Genomic DNA, 23,998 nt, shown 5'->3' with positions numbered 1-23,998 from the left:
ATGAAGTATGTAATAAGGAGGGATATTGTGAAGATTGCGATTGCAAGTGACCATGGTGGATTTGAGTACAAAGCTAAAATTACAGAATTTTTAACTGCAAAAGGTATTGAATTTAAAGATTTTGGTCCAGCGTCAACTGAATCAGTAGATTATCCGGATTATGCAGGTCCTGTCGCACGTGCAGTAGCAAACGGTGAATATGACCGAGGTATTCTAATTTGTGGTACTGGTATTGGAATGAGTATTGCAGCAAATAAAGTGCCAGGTATTCGTTGTGCGCTCGTTCATGACGTATTTACTGCTCAAGTGACACGCGAACATAATAATTCGAACATCCTGGCATTGGGACAACGCGTTATCGGTGAAGGATTGATGCTACTTATCGTCAAAACTTGGCTGGATGCTGAATTTGAAGGTGGACGCCATCAGAAACGTATCGATAAAATAGCGCAACTGGAGTCTTGCAATGGATAACATTAATATACTGCTAGATGAACTCGTAGCAATTGATTTCTTTAAGCCAAATACGTTATGTGTGATTGGATGTTCAACGTCTGAAGTCATTGGTGAACGTATCGGTACAAATAGTTCTGATGAAGTAGCAAAAGTATTTTTTGAAGCATTTCAACGTATACACAAACAAACTGGTGTTGATTTCTGTTTCCAGGGTTGTGAACATATTAATCGTGCGATAACGATGGAACGTCGTGTGCAGGAACGATATGGCTTTGAAATAGTCAGCGTGGTACCTGTAAAAGGGGCAGGTGGCAGTATGAGTAGTCTGGCATATCAAAGTTTCGAAGATCCTGTAGTTGTTGAGCATGTTGTTTGTGATACAGGCATTGATATCGGTCAGACATTGATCGGTCAGCATATTAAACATGTACAGATTCCTGTACGCGTAGTAACGAAAAAAGTCGGCGAAGCAGTTGTTACAATTGCAACGCATCGTCCGAAGTTAATTGGTGGACCAAGAAGTCGATATTAAGTGAATATCAAGGGGGATATATGATGAACGAAATTAAAGCGCAGGATAATGTACTATTTGAAGCAATGCATAAAGAATTAGAAAGACAAAATAACAACATTGAATTAATTGCTTCAGAAAACTTTGTTTCTAAAGCTGTAATGGAAGCTCAAGGTTCAGTATTAACAAATAAATACGCTGAAGGTTACCCACATAAACGTTATTATGGTGGGTGTGAGTTTGTCGATATCGTTGAAGATTTAGCAAGAGATAGAGCGAAAGAATTATTTGGAGCAGAACATGCAAACGTTCAACCACATTCAGGATCTCAGGCGAACATGGCGGTTTATCGTGTAGCGATTAAACCCGGAGATACTGTGTTAGGCATGGATTTAAGCCACGGCGGGCACTTAACGCATGGTTCACATGTGAATTTCAGTGGTATCGATTATCATTTCGTAGCGTATGAAGTTGATAAGGAAACTGAAACGATTAATTACGATAACGTTCGCGCTTTAGCAAAGGAACACAAACCGAAATTAATTATTGCTGGTGCTTCAGCATATTCACGTGAAATTGACTTTAAACAATTTAGGGAAATTGCTGATGAAATAGGTGCATTATTTATGGTTGATATGGCACACATCGCTGGACTTGTGGCTACAGGCCTTCACGAAAACCCAGTTCCATATGCTGATTTTGTGACGACAACGACGCATAAGACATTACGCGGGCCACGTGGTGGTATGATTTTATGTAAAGCAGAATTTGCAAAAGCAATCGATAAAGCAATATTCCCAGGTATTCAAGGCGGACCTTTAATGCATGTAATCGCAGCGAAAGCTGTGGCATTTGGTGAAGCGTTACAACCTGAATTTAAGACGTATCAAACACAAGTTATTAACAATGCGAAGACGCTTGCTGCCTCATTATCAGAAAGAGGACTGCGCATCGTAAGTGGTGGCACAGATAATCATCTGTTTAGCGTTGATGTTACACCGATGGATTTAACAGGTAAGGTTGCAGAACATGCGTTAGATGCAGTTGGTATTACTACAAATAAAAATACGATTCCATTTGATAAGACAAGCCCATTTGTAACAAGCGGTATTCGAATTGGTACGCCAGCAGTAACAACGCGTGGTTTAAAAGAAGATGAAATGAAATTAATTGGTAATATTATCGCTGACGTATTAGCAAATCATGAAGATGAGCAAGTGTTAGCGAAAGCAAGAGAGCAAGTTAAATCAATTACAGATAAGTTTCCTTTATATCAGTAAAGATTTAACGATAAATCACCCGAGTTTATAAAAAGAAATAAATACAATATAGTTTGGAGAAGATGATTATGGCCAAAGTCCATGTTTTTGATCACCCATTAATTCAACATAAGTTGAGTTACATTCGAGACGAGCAGACAGGAACGAAAGAATTCCGCGAGCTTGTAGATGAAGTAGGTATGTTAATGGCATACGAAGTTACGCGCGATTTAGAATTAGATGATGTTACAGTGAAGACACCCGTTACTGAAATGACAGCGAAACGATTGTCAGGTAAGAAGATGGCTGTTGTGCCTATTTTACGCGCAGGGTTAGGTATGACTGATGGTGTATTAAAGTTAATTCCGGCAGCCCGTGTCGGACATATCGGATTATACCGTGATCCTGAAACGCTGCAACCTGTTGAATACTTCGCAAAGTTACCTCAGGATATTGAGGAACGTGACTTTATCGTCGTTGACCCAATGCTTGCGACAGGTGGTTCTGCAATTGAAGCGATCAATTCGTTAAAGAAACGTGGCGCTACTAAAATTCGTTTTATGTGTTTAATTGCGGCACCAGAAGGTGTTAAGTTATTACAAGAAGCACATCCTGATGTAGATATCTATATCGCGGCATTAGATGAGAAATTAAATGACCATGGCTATATCGTCCCTGGATTAGGTGACGCTGGCGATAGGTTATTTGGTACAAAATAAGAATCTAGGAGATAATCATGAAAAAAATTATGACGATTTTTGGTACAAGACCTGAAGCGATTAAGATGGCCCCTCTTGTACTCGCTTTAAAAGAAGATCCGGAATTAGAACCGATTGTAGTAGTAACTGCGCAGCATAGAGAAATGCTGGATCAAGTATTAACAATCTTTGATATTACGCCAGATTATGATCTAAACATAATGAAAGCAGGACAAACATTATCTGAAGTGACAAGTCGCGTAATTTTAGGCTTAGAAGAAGTGATTCAGGAAGCTAAGCCGGATATGATTTTAGTGCATGGCGATACAACGACAACATTTGCAGGTAGTCTTGCTGCTTTCTATAACGAAGTTGCGATCGGTCACGTAGAGGCGGGATTACGTACTTTCCAGAAATATTCTCCTTTCCCGGAAGAAATGAATCGCCAAATGACAGGTGTACTTGCTGATATTCACTTTGCACCGACGGAAGAAGCTGCACAAAACTTACTGAATGAGAATAAACCGGCAGATAAAATCGCTATTACCGGTAATACTGCGATCGATGCTTTAAAGACGACTGTAAAAGATGATTATGTTTCTGAAATATTAGATAAAGCTGATGGTAGGAAAGTAGTATTACTTACAGCCCATCGCAGAGAAAACATTGGACAGCCAATGCATAATATATTTAAAGCGATTCGCCGTATTGTGGATGAATTTGAAGATGTTGAAGTAGTCTATCCAATGCATAAAAATCCTAAAGTGCGTGAAATTGCTTCAGAACATTTAGCAGATCATTCACGTGTGCAACTTATTGAGCCTTTAGATGTGATTGATTTTCATAACTTTGCTTCGCGCAGTCATTTTATATTAACGGATTCTGGTGGTGTTCAGGAAGAAGCGCCATCTTTAGGTAAACCCGTATTAGTTCTTCGCGATACGACAGAACGTCCTGAAGGTGTGAAAGCTGGAACATTAAAACTTGCAGGCATTGAAGAAGAAAATATTTATCAGTTAACGAAAACGTTATTAACAGACGAAGCGACTTACCAAAGTATGTCAAAAGCAAGCAATCCTTATGGTGATGGTGAAACTTCTAAAAGAATTTGTGAACATATAAAATATTATTTTAACTTGACACAAGAAAAACCGGTACCATTTAAGGTAGAAGCATCTGAAAAATAATTAAATTAATAAATTTTTAAACGAAACATAATTATTTGTCTAATTTGTGAACTTTCCGTGAAATTTATGTTTCTAAAGTTTTGACATAGCATTGACACGGTATTTTGCCTATATTATCATAAAATGTGGAATGAAACGGTTTTCATCCGCGTGAGAACTATTTCTAAGGAGTTCCCAATATGTCAGAATTTAAGACATTTTTTAAGCAATACCTGCAATATTTTATATACCTAATCTTAATACTCTTATTAATCGCTATGTTCACGCATAATGATTTTGTGTTAGGATTAGTTATTGGTACGATTGCGTCTGCGATCAGTACTTTTGTATGGTATCACAATTTATCGCGTGCGATTAAGAGTGATGCATTGTACATCTCAAGTGGTATGGGCATTCGCTTTTTAATAGCGGTCATGGCATGCCTCTTCTGGGTGAGATATCCTGATACGTTTCACTTATTAGGGATCGCGCTTGGCCTAATGCTCACCTATGTAATGATTATCATTCATGGGGTGAACAGTTTGAAAAAATAATACATATAGGAAGAGGTGAAGAAATGGAACACGAATCACCCCTCTATACTTTGAAAATCGCTGGACATGATTTGATTTTTAATCTGTCTTCAATGCTGATGATTACTGTAGCTGCAGTTATCGTATTTATTATTGCGGTACTTTGTACACGTAACTTAAGTGTACGCCCACACGGTAAACAAAACTTCATTGAATGGGTTTTCGATTTCACTAGAGGCATTATCAACAGTAATATGGCGTGGAACAAAGGTGGACGCTTTCATTTTCTAGCTGTAACGTTGTTATTATTCATTTTTGTTGCAAACATGCTAGGATTACCATTTGCAATTGTAAGTGGTCACACTTTATGGTGGAAATCTCCAACTGCTGATCCAACAGTCACATTAACACTTTCAACACTGATGGTACTACTGACACACTTTTATGGTATCAAAATGCGTGGGAGCGGCAATTATTTCAAGAGTTTTGCTCAGCCGGTATGGTTTATGGTACCGTTCAAGATTATTGAAGAATTCTCTTCTACATTAACGCTTGGTCTGCGTCTTTACGGTAACATTTTTGCAGGTGAAGTATTACTCGGACTACTCGCTGGTCTATTAACAACATTTGGTGCACTTGGTGCAATCGGTGGATTTATTCCATTAGTTATCTGGCAAGGTTTCTCAATTTTCGTAGGGTCAATTCAGGCCTACATTTTCGTAATGTTATCAATGGTTTATATGTCACATAAAGTGTCAGATGACCATTAATATAAAAAATAAAAAAAACTATCATATTTCTTTAGGAGGAAATTATTAATGAATTTATTAGCAGCAGCAATCGCAATCGGTTTAGCAGCATTAGGAGCAGGTATTGGTAACGGTTTAATCGTATCTCGTACAGTTGAAGGTGTAGCGCGTCAACCAGAAGCACGTGGTCCATTAATGACTATCATGTTCATCGGTGTAGGTTTAGTTGAGGCCCTTCCTATCATCGCGGTAGTAGTAGCATTCATGGTAATGAACCGTTAATTTTAAATATAACTCGTTAAGGCGAAGTCACTATGATTTCGCCATTCATTTATGAACATAACTGCGATGAAAGGAGCGTTAATCTTGAATTTCTTAATTTTAGGCGAAACTGCACATACTGCAGCACCTGGCGTTGAATGGGGTACTGCATTATTTACACTATTCGCATTTTTAGTATTATTAGCTTTACTAAGCAAGTTCGCTTGGGGTCCATTAAAGAATATTATGGACGAACGTCAACATGGCATTAATGCTGACCTTGACAATGCAAGAAAGCAAAATGAAGATGCAAAACGTTACGCTGAAGAAAACAAAGCGTTACTTACTAAGACTCAAAATGAAGTATCTATCATGATGGAAGATGCTAAAGCACAAGCTAAAACACAACAAGAAGCAATCATCCACGAAGCAAATATGCGTGCAAACAAAATCGTGAGCGACGCACAAGTCGAAATTGAAAATGAAAAACAACGTGCTATTGCAGACATCAACGATCGCGTTGCTGAATTATCTGTATTAATCGCACAAAAAGTAATCAATAAGGAAATTAACGAACAAGATCAAAAACAACTTGTTCAACAATTTATTCAAGAGGCAGGCGATAAATAATGGCCAACGTCTTAAATAAATACGCAGAGAGTTTATTAGAAGTTGCAAAGGAACAAGGTTTAGCACAGGGTGTTTATTCTGATCTTTTAGAGATTAAGCAGGCATTAGTAAATGATTCAACATTTGCTGCATTTGCTGAAGATCCTAAAGTATCTAAAGAAGCACGTACTCAGTTTGTTTCAGAAACATTTAAAGGCGTGGATGCACCACTTATGAACTTACTAAAAATCTTAGCTGACCGCAAACAATTAGGACTTATTCCTGGTATTGTAGACGCATTCGTTGAATATTATAACAATGCAAATCAACAAGCTAAGATGAAAGTAGAATCTGTTTATCCACTATCTTCTGAAGAACTAGATGAGTTAGGAAAAGTATTCATCGAAAAAACAGGCTATAAAAAATTATTAATTGAAAATGTTATTAATGAATCTTTAATCGGCGGTATTCGCGCTACAATCGGAACGACAGTCTATGATGGTTCAGTTATCAATGAATTAAATCAATTAAGTAAGTCGTTTCAAAAACAATAATTTCTTATAAGGAGTGACATCAATGGCCATCAAAGCTGAAGAAATCAGTGCGTTACTAAAATCACAGATTGCAAACTACGAGTCTGGTATGACAGTAACGGATGTAGGTACTGTTATCCAGGTCGGTGACGGTATTGCTTTAGTACATGGCTTAAACAACGTTATGGCTGGGGAACTAGTCGAGTTTGATAACGGTGTATTAGGTCTTGCACAAAATTTAGAAGAAAATAACGTAGGTGTCGTAATCTTAGGCCCTTACTTAGATATTAAAGAAGGCGACGAAGTTAAACGTACAGGTCGTATCATGGAAGTTCCAGTTGGCGAAGAGTTAATTGGACGTGTTGTTAACCCATTAGGGCAACCAATTGATGGACGTGGACCGCTTAACACAACTAAAACACGTCCAATCGAATCACCAGCTACTGGTGTTATGGATCGTAAATCAGTTGATGAGCCATTACAAACAGGTATCAAAGCGATTGATGCGTTAGTACCAATCGGACGTGGACAACGTGAGTTAATCATCGGTGACCGTCAAACTGGTAAAACAACAGTTGCAATCGATACAATTCTTAACCAAAAAGATGAAGATATGATTTGTGTATATGTTGCGATCGGACAAAAAGAATCAACTGTACGTACTGCAGTTGAAACATTACGTCAACACGGTGCATTAGACTACACAATCGTAGTATCAGCATCAGCATCTCAACCAGCTCCATTATTATACATCGCGCCTTATGCTGGTGTAGCAATGGCAGAAGAATTCATGTTCAATGGTAAACACGTATTAATCGTATATGATGATTTAACGAAACAAGCAGCAGCTTACCGTGAGTTATCATTATTATTACGTCGTCCGCCAGGTCGTGAAGCTTATCCGGGGGATGTATTCTACTTACACAGCCGTCTGTTAGAACGTGCAGCTAAATTAAATGATGATTTAGGTGGCGGTTCTATCACTGCATTACCATTCGTTGAAACACAAGCAGGGGATATCTCAGCTTACGTACCAACGAACGTAATCTCAATTACAGATGGACAAATCTTCTTACAATCAGATTTATTCTTCTCTGGTGTTCGCCCTGCGATTAACGCCGGATTATCAGTATCACGTGTTGGTGGTTCTGCACAAATTAAAGCGATGAAAAAAGTAGCGGGTACATTACGTCTTGACTTAGCATCTTACCGTGAATTAGAATCATTCGCACAATTTGGTTCTGACTTAGATCCACAAACTAAAGCGAAATTAGAACGTGGTAAACGTACGGTTGAAGTATTAAAACAAGATCAAAACAAACCTTTAACAGTTGATAAACAAGTTACAATTCTTTATGCATTAACTAAAGGTCACTTAGATGATATTCCTGTTGAAGATATTACACGTTTTGAAGATGAGTTATTATCATGGATCGGTTCAAATGCACCACATATCTACCAAGAAATCCGTGAAACTAAAGGCTTACCAGCTGATGAAACATTTGTTGATGCTTTCAATGCATTCAAGAAAGTCTTCAGAAAATCAGAAGTATAATCTTTAAAGGAAATTAATCAGAAGGTGGTGACAAAATGGCTTCTCTTAGAGACATAAAAGGCCGCATAAATTCGACTAAAAAAACAAGTCAAATTACAAAAGCGATGCACATGGTTTCTAACTCTAAACTTCGTCGTGCTGAAGAAAATGCAAAAAGCTTTTATCCATATATGAATAAAATGCAGGAAGCAATTACAGCAATCGGCGGTAACAGTTCAGACTCAAACCATCCAATGTTGCAGTCACGTCCTGTTAAGAAGACAGGTTACTTAGTAATCACTTGTGATAAGGGTCTTGCTGGACCTTATAATGCAAACATTTTAAAAAGCGTTACAGCTAAAATAAAAGAACGTCATAATAACAATCCTGCTGAATACGGTATTTTAGTAATTGGTCGTGTTGGTCGTGATTTCTTACGTTCGCGTGAATATAACGTTGAAGGTGAAATTATCGGGCTTTCTGAGCAACCATCATTTAAATCAATTAAAGATATCAGTCAAAAAGCTGTTTCACGTTTTGAAACTGGAGAATATGACGAAATTTATATGCATTTCAGCCACTTCATCAGTGTGCTAGAGCAAGAAGTTCAGGAGCGCAAAATTTTACCGATATCTAAAGATGAAGTATCAGGTGAATCTTCATTATCTAACTATGAGTTTGAACCTGATCAAGATGCCATTTTAGAAGTTATTCTTCCACAATATGCGGAAAGTTTAATCTATGGTGCCATTTTAGATGGTAAAGCAAGTGAACATGCATCACGTATGACGGCAATGAAAAATGCAACAGACAATGCAAAAGAATTAATCGATGATTTATCATTACAATATAACCGTGCGAGACAAGCAGCAATCACGCAACAAATTACTGAAATTGTTGGTGGAGCAGCCGCATTAGAATAACACTTAGGAGGAATAAACATGGCAGTAGGTCACGTAATCCAAGTTATGGGTCCTGTTATCGACGTTAAGTTCGAAAACGGTCAATTACCAGCATTAAACAATGCCTTAACTTTAGATATTAAACGTGAAGAAGGCAAAACTACGAAGTTAGCGTTAGAAGTTGCCCTTCATTTAGGTGACGATGCTGTACGTACAATCGCTATGAGTTCTACTGATGGCGTGCAACGTGGAGCAGAAGTAGTCGATACTGGATCACCAATCTCAGTACCAGTTGGAGACGTAACTTTAGGTCGCGTATTTAACGTATTAGGAGAAAAAATCGATTTAGGTGAAGAATTAGATGCAAGCGTTCGTCGTGATCCAATTCACCGTTTAGCACCTAAATTTGAAGAATTATCTACAAAAGTTGAAATCTTAGAAACAGGTATCAAAGTAGTAGATTTATTAGCACCTTACATTAAAGGTGGTAAAATCGGTCTATTCGGTGGTGCCGGTGTAGGTAAAACTGTATTAATTCAGGAATTAATCAACAATATCGCACAAGAACACGGTGGTATCTCAGTATTCGCAGGTGTTGGTGAAAGAACACGTGAAGGTAATGACTTATTCCACGAAATGAGTGACTCAGGCGTTATTAAGAAAACAGCGATGGTATTCGGACAAATGAACGAGCCACCTGGTGCACGTATGCGCGTAGCATTATCTGGTTTAACAATGGCTGAATACTTCCGTGATGAACAAGGACAGGACGTACTTTTATTCATTGACAACATCTTCCGTTTCACACAAGCAGGTTCAGAAGTTTCGGCACTTTTAGGTCGTATGCCTTCTGCCGTTGGTTACCAACCAACACTTGCTACTGAAATGGGTCAATTACAAGAGCGTATCACGTCAACGAACGTTGGTTCAGTAACTTCTATCCAAGCGGTATTCGTACCTGCCGATGACTATACTGACCCGGCGCCAGCAACAGCGTTCGCTCACTTAGATGCAACAACAAACTTAGAGCGTAAATTAACGGAGATGGGTATTTATCCAGCCGTTGACCCATTAGCGTCTACATCACGTGCATTAACACCAGCAGTAGTTGGAGAAGAGCATTATGAAGTAGCACGTCGCGTTCAGGCAACATTACAAAAATATCGTGAGTTACAAGATATTATCGCTATCTTAGGTATGGATGAATTATCTGATGACGATAAAAAGACTGTAAACCGTGCACGTCGTATTCAGTTCTTCTTATCTCAAAACTTCCACGTAGCTGAACAATTTACAGGTCAAAAAGGTTCTTACGTACCAGTTCAACAAACGGTACAAGACTTTAAAGCGATCTTAGATGGTAAATACGACCACATTCCTGAAGATGCATTCCGTTTAGTTGGTGGCATCGAGGCTGTGTTAGAACAAGCTAAAGGTATGGGTGTTGAAGTTTAATTTCTTAGGAGGATGGAACTATGAATAAAATCGCATTAGATATCGTCACTCCTAACGGTTCAGTTTACTCAGAGCATGAAGCAGAGTTAGTAGTATTACAGACTGAATCAGGTGAAATGGGTGTGATGGCTGGTCATATTCCTACAGTCGCACCTCTAAAAATTGGGGCCGTACGTGTTACACGTTCAGGTAATGATAAAGATCATATTGCTGTAACGGAAGGATTTGCTGAAATCCGTCCGGAGAAAGTTACGATTCTTGTTCAATCAGCTGAGCAAGCTGATGAAATTGACATTGAAAGAGCTAAAGCTTCATTACTTCGTGCTGAAGAGCGCATGAAAGAAGACAAAGCAGAACATGTTGATTTCCACCGCGCAGAACGTGCATTACATCGTGCAATGAACCGATTAGAAGTTGCAAAATATCGCTAAGAGGCTGTCGACAAAGCGTTTAGACGCGAACAAACTGGAGACAATTCCTTCAAAATCGTTCTTTGATTTTGAAGGAATTGTTGAAGTTTGACTAGCGTCTGCTTTGAACATGCCAATTAATTAAGAAATTTAAAGTACACAGTTATCTGTGTACTTTTTTTGTAGAGGAGAAATATGAATATTTACGCACTAACATATGTATTTTTATATTTAACTGTCACAGCTCTGAGTTTTAACAGTTTGCAGGCACTGCGTTTTGATCAATTATTTAAAGCAGGTAAAACGAAAGAAATACAAGTTTTGTTAATATGTTTAAGCATGTCTTTGAGTTATTTAGTGACAAACTTTATCGTTGATTTAATTAAGCAAACAAATCTTATTATGGTATTATTTTAGTGCTATAATTAACATACGTTATATTTAAAGAATATTAATAAATTTATCTCATATACAGTTTTCATTATCCATGTAAGAAGTATTTGGTATAGAATAGATGTATAGCTATGTTAATTTGGAGGTTAAAATGGATACAATTATCGTTAAAGGTGGCGCTAAATTAAAGGGTCATGTTAAAGTTGAAGGTGCTAAAAATGCAGTGTTACCGATTATAACAGCGTCAATTCTTGCTGCTGAGGGTAAAAGTGTATTTACAAATGTACCGGATTTATCAGATGTTGATACGATTTCTGCCGTTTTAGAAGGCTTAAATGCGAAAGTATATAAAAGATTAGATGTTAATACTGTTGAAGTTGACGCAAGTGGAGAACTATTAACGCATGCTGCATATGAATACGTTAGTAAAATGCGTGCAAGTGTACTGGTGTTAGGGCCATTATTAGCGCGTTTTGGAAAAGCTGAAGTCGCGATGCCTGGTGGTTGTGCGATAGGTTCTCGTCCAATTGAGCAGCATTTAAAAGGGTTACGTGCTTTAGGGGCAGAAATCACACAGACAAACGGTTATTTAATGGGTAGTGTAAATGGTAGATTAAAGGGTGCACAAATCTATTTTGATTTCCCGAGCGTTGGCGCTACGCAAAATATTATGATGGCAGCATCACTCGCTGAAGGAAAGACAATTATTGATAACGTTGCAAGAGAACCAGAAATCGTTGATTTAGCAAACTATTTAAATAAGATGGGTGCTGATGTGCAAGGTGCTGGTACTGATCGTATCGTAATCAATGGTGTCGAAGCGCTTAAAGGTGCGGAACATGAAATTGTACCGGATAGAATTGTTGCCGGAACATTTTTAGTGGCTGCAGCTTTAACGCAAGGTGATGTGTATGTTGAAGGAGCAATTTATGAACATATGCAGGCACTTATTGCGAAATTAGAAGAAACAGGTTGTATCATTGAAATTGATGAAGCTGGTATTCGACTGCGCGCTGAACAACCTTTAAAAGAAGTTCATGTGAAGACTTTACCACACCCTGGCTTTCCTACAGATATGCAGGCTCAGATGATGGCGCTTATGCTTGTCTTACCAAAAGAAAGTACGATGCATGAAACAGTGTTTGAAAATCGCTTTATGCATGTTGCAGAGTTTGCTAAGATGAATGCAAAGATTACAGTAGATAAACGTATTGCTCGCGTTTCAGAAAGTAAGTTACAAGGTGCTGAAGTAAAAGCAACAGACTTACGTTCAGCGGCAGCTTTAATACTGGCAGGACTTGTAGCTGAAGGTTACACTAAAGTCACTGAACTTTATCATCTAGATAGAGGTTACGTAGATTTCCATCTTAAATTAAGAAGTTTAGGTGCGGAAATTGAACGTACAGGCGATAAAAAAGTTACTGTAAAATCTTAATGATGTACAATCAAACCTGAGGGGTGATTGATTTGAAAAGACCGATCTTAAATCAAAAAGTGAGTGTTATTAATGGCACAGAAGTAATACATAGACGTATACCCATTCTGTTAACAGTAAGTATCGTAATCTTATTGATGATAATTTTATTTGTTATCGGAATGATGATTGGGTATGGTATCTTACATTCTCCGATGGATGTATTTAAACCATCGACATGGACACATTTATTAAAACTAACTGGGAGTGAAAGTTGATGGAAACATTACTAACTTTTGACGAAATTAAAAAGATTATTCCGCATCGCTATCCATTTTTACTGATTGATAGAATCATTGAATTAGAAGATGGAAAAAAATGTACTGGTATTAAACAGATAAGTGGGAACGAACCATTCTTTCAAGGGCATTTCCCGGAATATGCAGTAATGCCCGGCGTATTAATTGTAGAAGCACTAGCGCAAGTTGGTGCTGTTGCAATGCTAAAGTTAGAAGAGAATCAAGGGAAGCTTGCAATGTTTACCGGTATTGATAAATGTAGATTTAAAAAGCAGGTTACACCTGGTGATACGTTACAGTTAGAAGTAGAAATGACAAGAGTAAAAGGCCCATTAGGTAAAGGTGTAGCAAAGGCTACAGTGAATGGTGAGATTGCTTGTAGCTGTGAAATCAGTTTTGCAATTTTAGAGAGATAATAAAAGAAGATAATTCGGAAAGCATAGGCTTCTGGATTATCTTCTTTTTTTTTATTCTTCTATTTCATCTTTTAATTTTGGTTTTGATTTCATCATACGGTTGAATGCGATAAGTAGCTCCTGACCACTTAGTCCGTCCACTACAAGCTGTTCAAGTAACTTCTCTGCATAAACTTGTCGTAACGTATAAATGTGGCATTCGATGATTACAGAGATTTTATCTTTTAAAGGAATAATCTGTTTTACAGTTGATTCAAATAAGGCAGGATCATTTGATGCACGTGTAATAACAACACGTGTATCGAGCATCGTCTCATTATCTAAATAGTGCTGCATTTTTTCAAGATGAATATCATCGATAACGATTTCAAGCAGCCAGCCTGTACCGCTGTTTTCTTTATTAATAATGACACCGTCATGCAGCGCATATTCTGTTACTGATTCGTTTTCGACGATTTGAAATCTTACTGCTTTAAACGTTTTCATGTATATCCCTCCATTATCTATTATAAATTATCACATATAATTTTCAAATTATAAAATTTTTCTTTTTATATCGAAAATCTTTTCGTTTTTGATAGAAAATGAAGCATTATTCAATTTTTGAATGTACTTCATATCTAAAATTGAATTGCTGCATTTTTGCAACAATTTATTTTCATTATATAGTGCTATTAAGAAAGGAGGTGACACATTGATAAATAAAGTAATATTAGCAGGTAGGATTTCCAGTGATATAGATTTAAAGGACTTTTCAGACAAACTGCAAATTGCATCATTCTTTCTGGCTGTTGATCGCGGAAAGAAGAAAGGTGCGAAAGAAAGTACTGTTGATTTTCTGAGATGTAAAGCATTTAATCGTACAGCTACAAATATACATTCATTTTGTAAGAAAGGTTCGCTCATTTGTGTGACAGGACAAATTCATAATAATCGCTATGAAAGAGATGGTCAGACAAGGTATTCAACTGAAATCGTAATAGAAAGTATTAAGTTTCTCCCTTCATTCGGCGGTAATAATAAAGAAAAGACGCCTGATGAAACATGGGATGAACTGTCATACGATGAAAAGTTAATTGTTATTAATGGATATCGTGCAGCTAAAAAAGAAACATCAGATTACAAAAAGGAAACAGTTTCTAATGTAACGACAGCTCAACAAGAACGTGATTCAGTAACAACATATAATCAGCGATGGTCTACTGAACTGAATAAAGACGAAAAGATGTCTGCTGAGATTCAAGAACAAGCAGAAGAAATTGTGCAGAAGTTCAGTGGCGAGTCATCTCTTAATCACAATGAAACAACGCAAAATGAAAATGATAAAGTTGCATCGTCAGTTAATCATAATGATAGCGTGATTGAAGACGAAGATAATGATAGTTCTTCTGAAATGACAGAGGAAGAAATAACAGATCAACAACTACCATTTTAAGTTAGATTGCTTCATTACTCACACACCTCACATCCTAATACACCTCCCAAATTAAACCGTCTATCGCTCGTGCCGGAGCGATAGACGGTTTTTTGTATCGAATTGAGATAAGGCTGTAATATATTTGTAATTTAAGGAAGTTACTTATAATAATGCTGTAACCAAAGAAATGTAAAATCGTGATAAAGTAGTGTTATTGATAAAAGAGACTATTCGGAGGAATTATATATAATGAAAAAATTAGCAGCAATTACTACAATGGCAATACTTACTACAGGCGTAGCTACAACACAAGCAGACGCAAAAGAACATAAAGTCGCTCAAGGTGAATCTTTATGGACGATTGCAGATAAATATGACACTACAATCGAAAAGATTAAAAAGATCAATAAATTAGAATCAGACGTAATCGTTCCTGACCAAAAGTTAGAAGTATTAGTTAAAGGTAAATACGAAGTTAAAGCTGGAGATACTTTAGGTAAAATCGCACGTAAATTCGACGTAAGAATTACTGAATTAAAAAAATGGAATAAAATTGAATCTTCTAAAGAATTAAAAGAAGGTCAATTATTAATTGTTGAGAAAAAATCACATCGTAAACATGTGAATGCAGCTCCAGTAAAAGCAGCACCTGTTGCTAAAAAAGTAGCAGCACCAGTTTCAGCACCGGTTACAACGCAAAATACTGCAGCAACTGCACAACCACAAGCTCAACCAGTACAACAAACTCAAAAAGCAGTTCGTGTACAACCAGCACCAGTTCAAAAAGCGCCAGTACAACAAGCACCGGTACAACAAACTAAACGCGCTGCAGTACAACAAACGTCAGCACCAGCTGGTAATTCATCAGTAGACGCACATTTACGTTTAATCATGCAACGTGAATCAGGTGGAAATCCAAGAGCAGTTAACGCAGCAGGTTACTACGGATTATTCCAATTCTCTCCACAAACATGGGCAGCTGTAGGCGGAACTGGTAACCCAGCACAAGCTTCAGAAGCAGAACAATGGAAACGTGCACGTATTTTATATACACAACACGGCGCGCAACATTGGTCAACAGCATACTAATAATAAATTTTAAGCAGAACTTTACGTTCTGCTTTTTTTTGATAAATCTTAGTGTATTGTTTCAAAAGTGTGACAATCTTCATAATTAATAATATAGCGAGGTTTCTGATATTTTCCTTAAATATTTAACACTATATGGTAATTGCTTTATTTCTTATTTTTTATTGTAACGCAAGCGTAATAAAAGAGCGTATCTTTTATTTGGCTGTAACCTATGAAATATTTATTTCTGATATAGTTAATTACAAGAACAAAGCATATTCATTCAAAAGAATTCATCAATAAAATAAAATATAAACATTTCCCGGAGGAAAATAAACATGAAAAAAATCTTAAGTATTACAGCAGCAATTGCAATCACTACGACAATGGCAGTTTCAACAGCAGATGCAGCTTCATACAAAGTTAAAGCTGGCGATTCATTATGGAGTGTTGCAAATAAATATGGTACGTCAATTGCAGCAATTAAATCAGCAAATGGCTTAAGATCTAACTTAATCCATCCGAACCAAGTGTTAAAGATTAATAATAAGAATAGTGTCGTTTACAAAAATACATCATACAAAAAATCTACGTATAAAGCACCTGTAAGTAAAACTGCTTATACAAGTTCAAAAACTGTAAAAACAACAAACACTACTTATATTAACAGAGGTTTAAATTGGGCTGCGTTAGCACAATGTGAATCTGGTGGTAATCCATCTATTAATACTGGAAACGGGTTCTATGGTATGTATCAGTTTGATTTACAAACATGGCGTGGCGTTGGTGGATCAGGATATCCGCATCAGGCATCAGCTGCAGAACAAACGAAACGTGCTCAAATTTTATATAACATGCGTGGCGCACAACCTTGGCCAGTATGTGGACTTCGCTTATAATTTTAGGACTAACGACAATGTCGTTAGTCTTTTTTTCAATTCTTGCTTTCATAATTTGATTACGTTACACTAACATTAAATACATATATTACTACTAGGGGTGCCTTTTGGCTGAGATGACTTTGTCAAACCCTTTACCTGATCTAGATAATGCTAGCGTAGGAAAGTAGTTAAATTCCTTTATTGATTTTATATTTTTAATAATGGTATTTAGCCCATTTCCTATTTGGAGATGGGCTTTCTTTATAAACTTTTAGGAGGTAAATGATGTTTACACAACAATTAAAAGAAGAAGTAGAGCCAATTATTGAGTCAATTTACAATGACCCATTTATACAGGGAATGGTGCGTGGTGATTTAAGTAAAGAAGCAGTGATTCATTATTTAAAAGCAGACCATCTTTACTTAAACGAGTTTGCGAAAATTTATAGCTTATTAATTCCGAAATTAGATGATAAAGAAGGTATTAAATTTTTATTAGAACAAATCGATTTTGTAATGAACGGAGAAGTAACTGCACATTATACTTTAGCAGACTATGCACAGGTTGATTATAAAACAATCATTAAAGACGGAGAATGGTACCCAACAAGTGATCATTATATTAAACACATGTATTTTAATGCATATCGTTATAGTGATGCAGCATTTACAATTTGCGCGATGGCACCGTGTCCATATGTTTATCAGCAAGTTGCTTTAAAGATGAAAGAACGTCATGATTTCAACGGCAATCCATTTAAAGACTGGGTAGATTTCTATGCTACAGAGATGAAGCCGTTAATGGAACATCTGGATGGCTGGGTAGATGAATTTGCTGAACACGCAAGTGAAGCGGAACGCGCGGTATTAACAAAGAACTTTAAAGAAAGCTGTATACATGAGAAACGTTTCTTTAATATGGCTTATACACAAGAAACTTGGGAAAGTGTGGTTGAATAATATGAAGACAGCTTTATCAATTGCAGGAACAGATCCAACGGGTGGTGCTGGAACAACAGTAGATTTAAAAGTATTTCAATCAAGAGGCGTCTATGGTATGAGTGTCGTAACAAGCATTGTTGCACAAAATACGTTAGGCGTTCAGCAAGTATTTAATCAGGATGTAGATGTTATTGCAGCACAACTAGAGAGTGTGTATAGTGATATCGTACCGGATGCAGTGAAGACAGGAATGCTTGCAACGAGTGAAGTCATGGATGTCGTGCGTCCTTATATTGTAAAACATGATATCCCTTATGTAATCGATCCTGTCATGGTAGCTAAAAGTGGTGATGCATTGCTTGACGAAAATGGACGTAGTGCGGTGCGTACGAAACTTTTAGATGTAGCAACGGTTGTGACACCAAATATTCCGGAGCTTGAGGAAATCGTACAGATGAAAGTTGAAACACTCGATGATATTAAACGTGCCGGTAAAATATTTATCAATGAAATTGGTTCTGACAGTGTGCTGATTAAAGGAGGTCATCTTAAAGGAGATGCTACAGATTATTTATTTACTCGAGATGATTTTGTTGTTTTGAAAGGTGAACGTTATGATACAAAACACACACATGGCACTGGATGCACATATTCAGCAGTAATTACATCTGAACTTGCGAAAGGAAAATCTATTGTAGAAGCTGTACAACTTGCAAAACGTTATATGGATGCAGCAATCCGATTCACACCAGAATTAGGTCATGGTCAAGGCCCAGTTAATCACTTTAAATTTCAGGAGATGGAATAATGATATTAGAACAGATAAGAAAAGATAATCCACTCATTATTTGTATTACAAATGATGTAGTTAAAAATTTTACAGCGAACGGCCTACTGGCATTAGGTGCCAGCCCTGCGATGGCGACAGAAAAGTTAGAGATGGATGAATTTCTGACACATGCTGGTGCATTGCTCATCAATATTGGTTCAATTGAAGAAGATGATATTGAAAATATGCTGGCTGCTGCAAAATATGCCAATCACCATGATGTACCTATCGTATTGGACCCAGTTGCATGTGGCGCATCTAAATTTCGTAAAGATTTCTGTTTAAAATTGTTAGAAACATATGATATTACAGTAATTCGTGGGAATGCTTCTGAATTACAAGCTTTGACAGGGGAGGCGAATATGAAAGGGACAGATGCAGATACAAGTCTGTCAACTGAAGATGTGGCACGTGCTGCATATAATAAATTTAATTGTGCGATTGTCGTAACAGGTGAAATCGATGCAATTTGTGTGAATGGAAAAATTAACTTAATTGAGAATGGTACTGCACTTTTAACAAAAGTCACTGGTGGTGGATGTTTATTAGGGGCAGTTGTTGCAAGTTTCATATATAATGAAACTAAACCAACGTTAGAAACATTAACAGAAGCATTGACGACATATACTGTTGCCTCAGAGTTTGCTGAACGTGCGTCTAACGGCACTTTGCCGGGACATTTTGCTGTAAATTTAATCGATCAGTTATATTTAATACAGGAAAGTGATGTGGCAGAGAATAGACTTGTGAAAGAAGTGTAGCGAATGTTTGATAGAAAATTATTGCGCGTTTATTTTATTGCAGGTACTCAGGATACATCTGACGGTAATCTTGAGCGAGTATTACAGGAAGCACTTGAAGCCGGTATAACGCTATATCAATTTAGAGAAAAAGGTCCGAATGCTCTGACTGGAGAAGCTAAAGAAATATTAGCGCGAAAACTTTTTGCGATGTGTAAAGCAAAAGGTGTACCGTTTATTGTTAACGATGACATTGAACTAGCGAAGAAAATTGATGCAGACGGTATTCATCTTGGTCAGGATGATGAGAAAATCGAAAACATCATTGATGATTTCAATGATAAGATTATCGGGCTCTCTGTCGGTAATTTTGCAGAATATGATCAATCTGATTTGACGCATGTTGATTATATCGGTGTAGGACCAGTATATGAAACAAGTAGTAAAAGTGATGCAAAGAAACCTGGAGGCATAGAACTCATTCGTAAAATGAGACTATATGATGAAGACATTCCGATCGTTGCAATCGGTGGTATTACAAGTGCCAATAGCGAGATGATTCTTGCTGCCGGTGCTGATGGCATTTCAACAATTTCTTCTATTACGAAAAGTGACGATATTAAACAGGTTGTTACTGATTACCTGAAATATTATACAGATAAATAAAAATATATGGTTTTTGTTTATGATTATCACTTTTTGTGATAAAATAACCTCTATGTGAATAATATTATGAGGTGAAAGAATGAAGAAAAAGGCAATTTGGCCGTTAATCATTGCAATTGCATTATTTTTAGCGGGTTGTGATTATTCAAAAGAAGAGAATCGTACTGGATTTTTCTATGATACATTTGTACATCCGTTAGACCAATTGATCCATTGGTTAGGTGCAAATATGGGACATAACTATGGTTTAGCAATCATCGCGATTACTTTAATCGTACGTTTTGCACTTTTCCCATTTATGATGCGTACATATAAGAACCAGTATGTAATGAAAGAAAAGATGGCGTTAATCAAGCCGCAGATGACTGAAATTCAGGAACGTGTGAAACGCGCACGAACACAAGAAGAGAAGATGGCTGCAAACCAGGAAATGATGGCATTATACAAAGATAACGGTATCAATCCACTGAACATGGGATGTTTACCTTTACTGATTCAATTACCAATCGTAACTGGATTATTCTATGTATTGAAATATCCGACATCAGGTGGTATTACAAAATATCCAGATTTCTTATGGTTCGATTTAACAAAGACTGATATTGCAATGACTGTTATTGCAGGTATCGTCTATGCAATTCAGGCTTATGTATCAATGCAGAATATTCCCGAAGAACAAAAAGCACAAATGCGTATGATGATGTTCATCTCACCGATTATGATCGTGTGGATGTCAGCAATCTCTCCAGCAGCGTTACCATTATATTGGGCTGTCGGCGGAGCATTCTTAGTTGTTCAAACATGGTTAGGGAATAAGTTCTATAAGAAGAAAGTACATGAAGAAATTGCACCTTTAGTAGCAGCACATGAACAAAATCAAGCAGAAAATAAAACTAAAAATGTGCAAGTTGTATCATCTAAAAAGAAGAAAAAGAAATAATTAGATAGAAAGTGACCTCAAAATTGATTTGAGGTCACTTTTTTTAATTGGTGAGAGGAAAGGGGTTCGGAAGTGTCGTCAAAATAGATTTGAAGCCACTTCCGTGTACCGCAGAGCTAAATCCAGCGAGTAAGTGTCGTCAAACGAAATTTGAAGTCACTTCCGTGTACCGCAGAGCTAAATCCAGCGAGTAAGTGTCGTCAAACGAAATTTGAAGTCACTTCCGTCCACCATAAATGCAAAACCCTGTAGTATGTGTCGTCAAACGAAATTTGAAGTCACTTCCGTCCACCATAAATGCAAAACCCTGTAGTATGTGTCGTCAAACGAAATTTGAAGTCACTTCCGTCCACCATAAATGCAAAACCCTGTAATAAGTGTCGTCAAACGAAATTTGAAGTCACTTCTTTCATCCCTTCCCAAATCACTTTCAAACGCACTAACACCACTCTTTTTTAAATTGTTCAATAAATGTTTTCATATATGCATTACGTTCTTCTGCCATTGTCTTTGCAGTTTCTGTATTCATCAAGTCAATCAGCTTAAATAATTTCTCATAAAAATGATTGATAGCAGTACTCGGTGTTCGATAGTCACTTAAATCATCGCGAACAGGTATGTTTGGATCATACATCGCTTCACCAAACTTTCCGGCAAACATAAATGTTCTGGCAATTCCTATCGCACCTAACGCATCAAGTCGGTCAGCATCCTGAACAACTTTGCCTTCAAGCGATTTCAACTTCCCTTCATTCTTTCCGCCATTAAAGCTCATATATTTAAGAATATGATTAATAGCTTGTCGATGTTCTATAGGAAGTTGAATTTCCTCGTAAAATTTATTCAATCGTTCCCATGCTGCAATAGTATCAAATAATTTCTCGTCGACAGTATCATGTAATAACGCTGCCATCTCAACGATAAAAAGATCAGCATCTTCTTTTTCAGCGATTTCAACAGCCATTTTTCGGACACGTTCGATATGCGCATAATCATGACCGCTCGATTCATCTTTATGCACATTTTTCACAAATGATTCGGTGATGAGTAACACTTCTTTGTTATTCATGTGAAAAAACTCCTTTTAAATGTTTACTTTATATAAAAAGTTGGTATAATAAGATTACGAATTATCAGAAAATTCAAAACATATTTATATGACAAAGGGGATGTAAATCATGCAAAATACATATCATTTCGAACTCACGAAACAACAAAAGAAACTAGGATTTACATATTTGATTGTTCATAGTGTATTTTTCTTAAATTTAGCAGCTGATTTCTTATTGATACATTAAATAAAAAGGGAGTGGGAATTGATTTCTCACTCTCTTTTATAATATCGGTGATATTAATCTTGCAATGGCTTCCTTAACTCTGATGAGTAATACGCGTTGATCATAAATTTCCTGTGTGAGCTGACTGGAAACTTTAACGTCATCTTCAAACGTCTTACGTAATTTATAGGCAATATCATGATCGTATATAAATGCGTTAACTTCAAAATTTAGTTCAAAACTTCTAAAGTCCATATTTGCTGTACCGACACTTGCGACTTCATCGTCAATCACCATCATCTTCGTATGGATAAATCCATTTTCGTAGATAAATATATTGCAACCGGCCTGAATCAGTTCACCGACGTTTGAATATGTGGCCCAATATACGAAAGGGTGATCGGGTTTGTTAGGAATCATGATGTTGACTTCTACTCCGGTAAGCGCAGCGATTTTCAATGCATCAAGCAAAGAAGTGTCAGGTATAAAGTAAGGTGACTGAATAAATATAGATTCTTTAGCTGATGTAATCATCTTCAGATAACCGAATTTGATATGTTGTTCACTGGAATCTGGCCCACTCGAAGCAATTTGAATTCCGATTTCGCCTTTACTATCAACATCCGGGAAATATTTTTTATCATAATGCATAAAATTACGCGTTGACTGGGAATTCCAGTCCATCATAAAACGTAGTTGTAATGCATTGACTGAGTCACCTTCGACACGTAAATGGGTATCTCGCCAATACCCAAATCGTTTATCTAGTCCTAAATACTCATCGCCGACATTAAAGCCACCGATATATCCGATTTTTCCATCTATTACAACGATCTTACGATGATTTCGATTGTTCATCCTGAAATTAATAAGAGGAAAGTGAGAAGGGAAGAATGCTTCTACCTGCCCGCCAAGCTTCTTAAATGTTTTAAAACGGGATAAAGTTAATGTACGAGATCCGATATCATCGTACAGCATCTTAACTTCGACACCTTCTTCAAGCTTCTGCATCAATACATCTAATATTTCTTTACCGATACCGTCTCGCTTAAATATATAATATTGAATATGAATATGATCTTCAGCATTACGTATATCCTGGATAAGCGCATCAAACTTTTTGCGACCATCTGTAAGAATTTCAACTGCATTATCTGTCGTCAGAAATGATGAATAATTATTTAAGTTCATACGAATAATATCTTTATGCTTCATAATTTCTTTAGAGCGCACCATTAGATCATCTTCATCAATTGCATGCATCTGTTCATGCACAATTTGCTGAAGACCAATTTTATCTTCTTCATCTAACTTAAAGATACTTGACTGTTTGATTTGACGGCCGAATAGTAAATAAATTATGAAACCGATAATCGGCAGGAAGAATAGTACAAGTAGCCATGCCCATGTGGATCCCGCCTGTCTACGTTCTAAAAAGATAATTGCGAAAGCTAAAAATATGTTAAAGACAAATGCAACAAAGAAAAGTATTGAAAAAACTTGAGAATAATCGATGTTTGAGAATACTGACAAAAAGCATTCCTCCTTTAGAATTAGCTTTATTATACATGAAAAAACAATTAAATACTTTTGTGTTTATACAATTTTCATACTGAATCTGTTTTTTACAAATCACT

The 23,998-nt window shown here is 36.8% G+C and carries 29 protein-coding genes and 1 riboswitch; of the genes, 26 read left to right on the top strand and 3 right to left on the bottom strand.

Annotation, left to right across the window (positions count from 1 at the left end; all coding sequences use genetic code 11):
• Positions 1-27: 27 nt before the first annotated feature.
• The 18 genes from rpiB (at position 28) to fabZ (ending at position 13,598) form a co-directional block, all read left to right on the top strand.
• Positions 28-474, top strand: coding sequence for a ribose 5-phosphate isomerase B (gene rpiB, locus KFV12_RS11715; protein ID WP_111716677.1), 447 nt, complete (start codon positions 28-30; stop codon positions 472-474).
• The gene (locus tag KFV12_RS11710) at positions 467-988 is read left to right on the top strand and encodes a TIGR01440 family protein (RefSeq protein WP_254256819.1); all 522 of its coding nucleotides are present in this window, start codon (positions 467-469) and stop codon (positions 986-988) included. The genes rpiB and KFV12_RS11710 overlap by 8 nt, the downstream gene beginning before the upstream one ends.
• Before the next feature lie 23 nt (positions 989-1,011).
• The gene (gene glyA / locus KFV12_RS11705) at positions 1,012-2,247 is read left to right on the top strand and encodes a serine hydroxymethyltransferase (protein ID WP_199798226.1); all 1,236 of its coding nucleotides are present in this window, start codon (positions 1,012-1,014) and stop codon (positions 2,245-2,247) included.
• A 68-nt stretch (positions 2,248-2,315) separates the two neighbouring features.
• A complete protein-coding gene (gene upp, locus KFV12_RS11700; protein ID WP_099581446.1) occupies positions 2,316-2,945 on the top strand; it encodes a uracil phosphoribosyltransferase in 630 nt (209 codons plus the stop codon).
• A 17-nt stretch (positions 2,946-2,962) separates the two neighbouring features.
• The gene (gene wecB, locus KFV12_RS11695; protein ID WP_239243272.1) at positions 2,963-4,111 is read left to right on the top strand and encodes a non-hydrolyzing UDP-N-acetylglucosamine 2-epimerase; all 1,149 of its coding nucleotides are present in this window, start codon (positions 2,963-2,965) and stop codon (positions 4,109-4,111) included.
• A 179-nt stretch (positions 4,112-4,290) separates the two neighbouring features.
• On the top strand, positions 4,291-4,644 hold the full coding sequence (locus KFV12_RS11690) for an ATP synthase subunit I (RefSeq protein WP_111716685.1): 354 nt from the start codon (positions 4,291-4,293) through the stop codon (positions 4,642-4,644).
• Positions 4,645-4,667: 23 nt separating this feature from the next.
• On the top strand, positions 4,668-5,393 hold the full coding sequence (gene atpB / locus KFV12_RS11685) for a F0F1 ATP synthase subunit A (protein ID WP_111716687.1): 726 nt from the start codon (positions 4,668-4,670) through the stop codon (positions 5,391-5,393).
• A 48-nt stretch (positions 5,394-5,441) separates the two neighbouring features.
• Positions 5,442-5,654: a F0F1 ATP synthase subunit C gene (gene atpE / locus KFV12_RS11680; protein ID WP_041636195.1), complete on the top strand. Its 213-nt coding sequence runs from the start codon at positions 5,442-5,444 to the stop codon at positions 5,652-5,654.
• Positions 5,655-5,720: 66 nt separating this feature from the next.
• Positions 5,721-6,263 carry a F0F1 ATP synthase subunit B gene (locus KFV12_RS11675; protein WP_111716749.1) on the top strand — a complete coding sequence of 181 codons (543 nt, stop codon included), beginning with the start codon at positions 5,721-5,723 and terminating at the stop codon, positions 6,261-6,263.
• Entirely contained in the window at positions 6,263-6,796 is a 534-nt protein-coding gene (atpH, locus tag KFV12_RS11670; RefSeq protein ID WP_254256818.1) for an ATP synthase F1 subunit delta, read from the top strand. Before KFV12_RS11675 ends, atpH begins: the two co-directional genes overlap by 1 nt.
• Positions 6,797-6,818: 22 nt before the next feature.
• On the top strand, positions 6,819-8,330 hold the full coding sequence (gene atpA, locus KFV12_RS11665; RefSeq protein ID WP_111716690.1) for a F0F1 ATP synthase subunit alpha: 1,512 nt from the start codon (positions 6,819-6,821) through the stop codon (positions 8,328-8,330).
• 35 nt (positions 8,331-8,365) lie between these two features.
• Positions 8,366-9,232: an ATP synthase F1 subunit gamma gene (gene atpG, locus KFV12_RS11660; RefSeq protein WP_111716692.1), complete on the top strand. Its 867-nt coding sequence runs from the start codon at positions 8,366-8,368 to the stop codon at positions 9,230-9,232.
• An 18-nt stretch (positions 9,233-9,250) separates the two neighbouring features.
• Positions 9,251-10,666, top strand: coding sequence for a F0F1 ATP synthase subunit beta (gene atpD, locus KFV12_RS11655; protein ID WP_099581428.1), 1,416 nt, complete (start codon positions 9,251-9,253; stop codon positions 10,664-10,666).
• 20 nt (positions 10,667-10,686) lie between these two features.
• On the top strand, positions 10,687-11,097 hold the full coding sequence (locus tag KFV12_RS11650) for a F0F1 ATP synthase subunit epsilon (RefSeq protein WP_111716694.1): 411 nt from the start codon (positions 10,687-10,689) through the stop codon (positions 11,095-11,097).
• A 174-nt stretch (positions 11,098-11,271) separates the two neighbouring features.
• Positions 11,272-11,493, top strand: a complete 222-nt coding sequence (locus KFV12_RS11645) for a DUF1146 domain-containing protein (protein WP_239243275.1) — start codon at positions 11,272-11,274, stop codon at positions 11,491-11,493.
• A gap of 127 nt (positions 11,494-11,620) precedes the next feature.
• Complete coding sequence (gene murA, locus KFV12_RS11640; protein WP_239243276.1) at positions 11,621-12,904, top strand: UDP-N-acetylglucosamine 1-carboxyvinyltransferase; 1,284 nt, start codon at positions 11,621-11,623, stop codon at positions 12,902-12,904.
• A 32-nt stretch (positions 12,905-12,936) separates the two neighbouring features.
• Complete coding sequence (locus KFV12_RS11635) at positions 12,937-13,161, top strand: DNA-directed RNA polymerase subunit beta (protein ID WP_239243277.1); 225 nt, start codon at positions 12,937-12,939, stop codon at positions 13,159-13,161.
• A complete protein-coding gene (fabZ, locus tag KFV12_RS11630) occupies positions 13,161-13,598 on the top strand; it encodes a 3-hydroxyacyl-ACP dehydratase FabZ (protein ID WP_254256817.1) in 438 nt (145 codons plus the stop codon). Before KFV12_RS11635 ends, fabZ begins: the two co-directional genes overlap by 1 nt.
• A gap of 51 nt (positions 13,599-13,649) precedes the next feature.
• On the opposite strand, the gene KFV12_RS11625 is transcribed toward fabZ, so the two are convergent.
• Positions 13,650-14,084 (bottom strand): YwpF family protein, encoded by a 435-nt coding sequence (locus KFV12_RS11625; protein ID WP_111716701.1) that lies wholly within the window; start codon positions 14,082-14,084, stop codon positions 13,650-13,652.
• Positions 14,085-14,292: 208 nt separating this feature from the next.
• Here KFV12_RS11625 and KFV12_RS11620 point away from each other — a divergent pair, with 208 nt between their 5' ends.
• From KFV12_RS11620 to yidC, 8 genes are all read left to right on the top strand, one after another.
• Complete coding sequence (locus KFV12_RS11620; RefSeq protein WP_170122536.1) at positions 14,293-15,033, top strand: single-stranded DNA-binding protein; 741 nt, start codon at positions 14,293-14,295, stop codon at positions 15,031-15,033.
• Positions 15,034-15,264: 231 nt separating this feature from the next.
• The gene (locus KFV12_RS11615; RefSeq protein WP_111716704.1) at positions 15,265-16,104 is read left to right on the top strand and encodes a LysM peptidoglycan-binding domain-containing protein; all 840 of its coding nucleotides are present in this window, start codon (positions 15,265-15,267) and stop codon (positions 16,102-16,104) included.
• A gap of 320 nt (positions 16,105-16,424) precedes the next feature.
• Complete coding sequence (locus KFV12_RS11610) at positions 16,425-16,985, top strand: transglycosylase family protein (protein ID WP_254256816.1); 561 nt, start codon at positions 16,425-16,427, stop codon at positions 16,983-16,985.
• Between the two features lie 86 nt (positions 16,986-17,071).
• Positions 17,072-17,167: riboswitch (TPP riboswitch) on the top strand.
• Between the two features lie 82 nt (positions 17,168-17,249).
• Positions 17,250-17,927 carry a thiaminase II gene (gene tenA, locus KFV12_RS11605; RefSeq protein ID WP_239243279.1) on the top strand — a complete coding sequence of 226 codons (678 nt, stop codon included), beginning with the start codon at positions 17,250-17,252 and terminating at the stop codon, positions 17,925-17,927.
• On the top strand, positions 17,920-18,717 hold the full coding sequence (gene thiD, locus KFV12_RS11600) for a bifunctional hydroxymethylpyrimidine kinase/phosphomethylpyrimidine kinase (protein ID WP_111716709.1): 798 nt from the start codon (positions 17,920-17,922) through the stop codon (positions 18,715-18,717). Before tenA ends, thiD begins: the two co-directional genes overlap by 8 nt.
• On the top strand, positions 18,717-19,499 hold the full coding sequence (gene thiM, locus KFV12_RS11595; protein WP_275439897.1) for a hydroxyethylthiazole kinase: 783 nt from the start codon (positions 18,717-18,719) through the stop codon (positions 19,497-19,499). The genes thiD and thiM overlap by 1 nt, the downstream gene beginning before the upstream one ends.
• Positions 19,500-19,502: 3 nt before the next feature.
• Entirely contained in the window at positions 19,503-20,144 is a 642-nt protein-coding gene (thiE, locus tag KFV12_RS11590; protein ID WP_111716713.1) for a thiamine phosphate synthase, read from the top strand.
• A 79-nt stretch (positions 20,145-20,223) separates the two neighbouring features.
• Positions 20,224-21,084 (top strand): membrane protein insertase YidC, encoded by an 861-nt coding sequence (gene yidC / locus KFV12_RS11585; protein ID WP_254256815.1) that lies wholly within the window; start codon positions 20,224-20,226, stop codon positions 21,082-21,084.
• Between the two features lie 439 nt (positions 21,085-21,523).
• On the opposite strand, the gene KFV12_RS11580 is transcribed toward yidC, so the two are convergent.
• Together KFV12_RS11580 and cls are read right to left on the bottom strand one after the other, a co-directional pair.
• Positions 21,524-22,153 carry an HD domain-containing protein gene (locus KFV12_RS11580; RefSeq protein WP_254256814.1) on the bottom strand — a complete coding sequence of 210 codons (630 nt, stop codon included), beginning with the start codon at positions 22,151-22,153 and terminating at the stop codon, positions 21,524-21,526.
• A 265-nt stretch (positions 22,154-22,418) separates the two neighbouring features.
• Positions 22,419-23,894, bottom strand: coding sequence for a cardiolipin synthase (gene cls, locus KFV12_RS11575; RefSeq protein WP_111716718.1), 1,476 nt, complete (start codon positions 23,892-23,894; stop codon positions 22,419-22,421).
• Between the last annotated feature and the right edge of the window lie 104 nt (positions 23,895-23,998).

The sequence above is a fragment of the Macrococcus epidermidis genome, from assembly GCF_024205965.1.
GTDB lineage: Bacteria > Bacillota > Bacilli > Staphylococcales > Staphylococcaceae > Macrococcoides > Macrococcoides epidermidis.
The sequence above is the reverse complement of the archived record's forward strand: the minus strand, read 5'-3'. Positions and strand labels throughout refer to the sequence as shown.

Excerpts from the sequence above, each read along its gene's own strand:
- atpB (WP_111716687.1), top strand. The coding sequence starts at position 4,668 with ATGGAACACGAATCACCCCTCTATACTTTGAAAATCGCTGGACATGAT.
- atpE (WP_041636195.1), top strand. The coding sequence starts at position 5,442 with ATGAATTTATTAGCAGCAGCAATCGCAATCGGTTTAGCAGCATTAGGA.
- KFV12_RS11610 (WP_254256816.1), top strand. The coding sequence starts at position 16,425 with ATGAAAAAAATCTTAAGTATTACAGCAGCAATTGCAATCACTACGACA.
- thiE (WP_111716713.1), top strand. The coding sequence starts at position 19,503 with ATGTTTGATAGAAAATTATTGCGCGTTTATTTTATTGCAGGTACTCAG.
- KFV12_RS11675 (WP_111716749.1), top strand. The coding sequence starts at position 5,721 with ATGAAAGGAGCGTTAATCTTGAATTTCTTAATTTTAGGCGAAACTGCA.
- KFV12_RS11645 (WP_239243275.1), top strand. The coding sequence starts at position 11,272 with ATGAATATTTACGCACTAACATATGTATTTTTATATTTAACTGTCACA.
- KFV12_RS11580 (WP_254256814.1), bottom strand. The coding sequence starts at position 22,153 with ATGAATAACAAAGAAGTGTTACTCATCACCGAATCATTTGTGAAAAAT.
- KFV12_RS11690 (WP_111716685.1), top strand. The coding sequence starts at position 4,291 with ATGTCAGAATTTAAGACATTTTTTAAGCAATACCTGCAATATTTTATA.
- murA (WP_239243276.1), top strand. The coding sequence starts at position 11,621 with ATGGATACAATTATCGTTAAAGGTGGCGCTAAATTAAAGGGTCATGTT.
- KFV12_RS11650 (WP_111716694.1), top strand. The coding sequence starts at position 10,687 with ATGAATAAAATCGCATTAGATATCGTCACTCCTAACGGTTCAGTTTAC.
- thiM (WP_275439897.1), top strand. The coding sequence starts at position 18,717 with ATGATATTAGAACAGATAAGAAAAGATAATCCACTCATTATTTGTATT.
- fabZ (WP_254256817.1), top strand. The coding sequence starts at position 13,161 with ATGGAAACATTACTAACTTTTGACGAAATTAAAAAGATTATTCCGCAT.
- atpA (WP_111716690.1), top strand. The coding sequence starts at position 6,819 with ATGGCCATCAAAGCTGAAGAAATCAGTGCGTTACTAAAATCACAGATT.
- KFV12_RS11615 (WP_111716704.1), top strand. The coding sequence starts at position 15,265 with ATGAAAAAATTAGCAGCAATTACTACAATGGCAATACTTACTACAGGC.
- tenA (WP_239243279.1), top strand. The coding sequence starts at position 17,250 with ATGATGTTTACACAACAATTAAAAGAAGAAGTAGAGCCAATTATTGAG.
- upp (WP_099581446.1), top strand. The coding sequence starts at position 2,316 with ATGGCCAAAGTCCATGTTTTTGATCACCCATTAATTCAACATAAGTTG.
- atpD (WP_099581428.1), top strand. The coding sequence starts at position 9,251 with ATGGCAGTAGGTCACGTAATCCAAGTTATGGGTCCTGTTATCGACGTT.
- KFV12_RS11710 (WP_254256819.1), top strand. The coding sequence starts at position 467 with ATGGATAACATTAATATACTGCTAGATGAACTCGTAGCAATTGATTTC.
- wecB (WP_239243272.1), top strand. The coding sequence starts at position 2,963 with ATGAAAAAAATTATGACGATTTTTGGTACAAGACCTGAAGCGATTAAG.
- glyA (WP_199798226.1), top strand. The coding sequence starts at position 1,012 with ATGAACGAAATTAAAGCGCAGGATAATGTACTATTTGAAGCAATGCAT.
- KFV12_RS11625 (WP_111716701.1), bottom strand. The coding sequence starts at position 14,084 with ATGAAAACGTTTAAAGCAGTAAGATTTCAAATCGTCGAAAACGAATCA.
- atpG (WP_111716692.1), top strand. The coding sequence starts at position 8,366 with ATGGCTTCTCTTAGAGACATAAAAGGCCGCATAAATTCGACTAAAAAA.
- atpH (WP_254256818.1), top strand. The coding sequence starts at position 6,263 with ATGGCCAACGTCTTAAATAAATACGCAGAGAGTTTATTAGAAGTTGCA.
- yidC (WP_254256815.1), top strand. The coding sequence starts at position 20,224 with ATGAAGAAAAAGGCAATTTGGCCGTTAATCATTGCAATTGCATTATTT.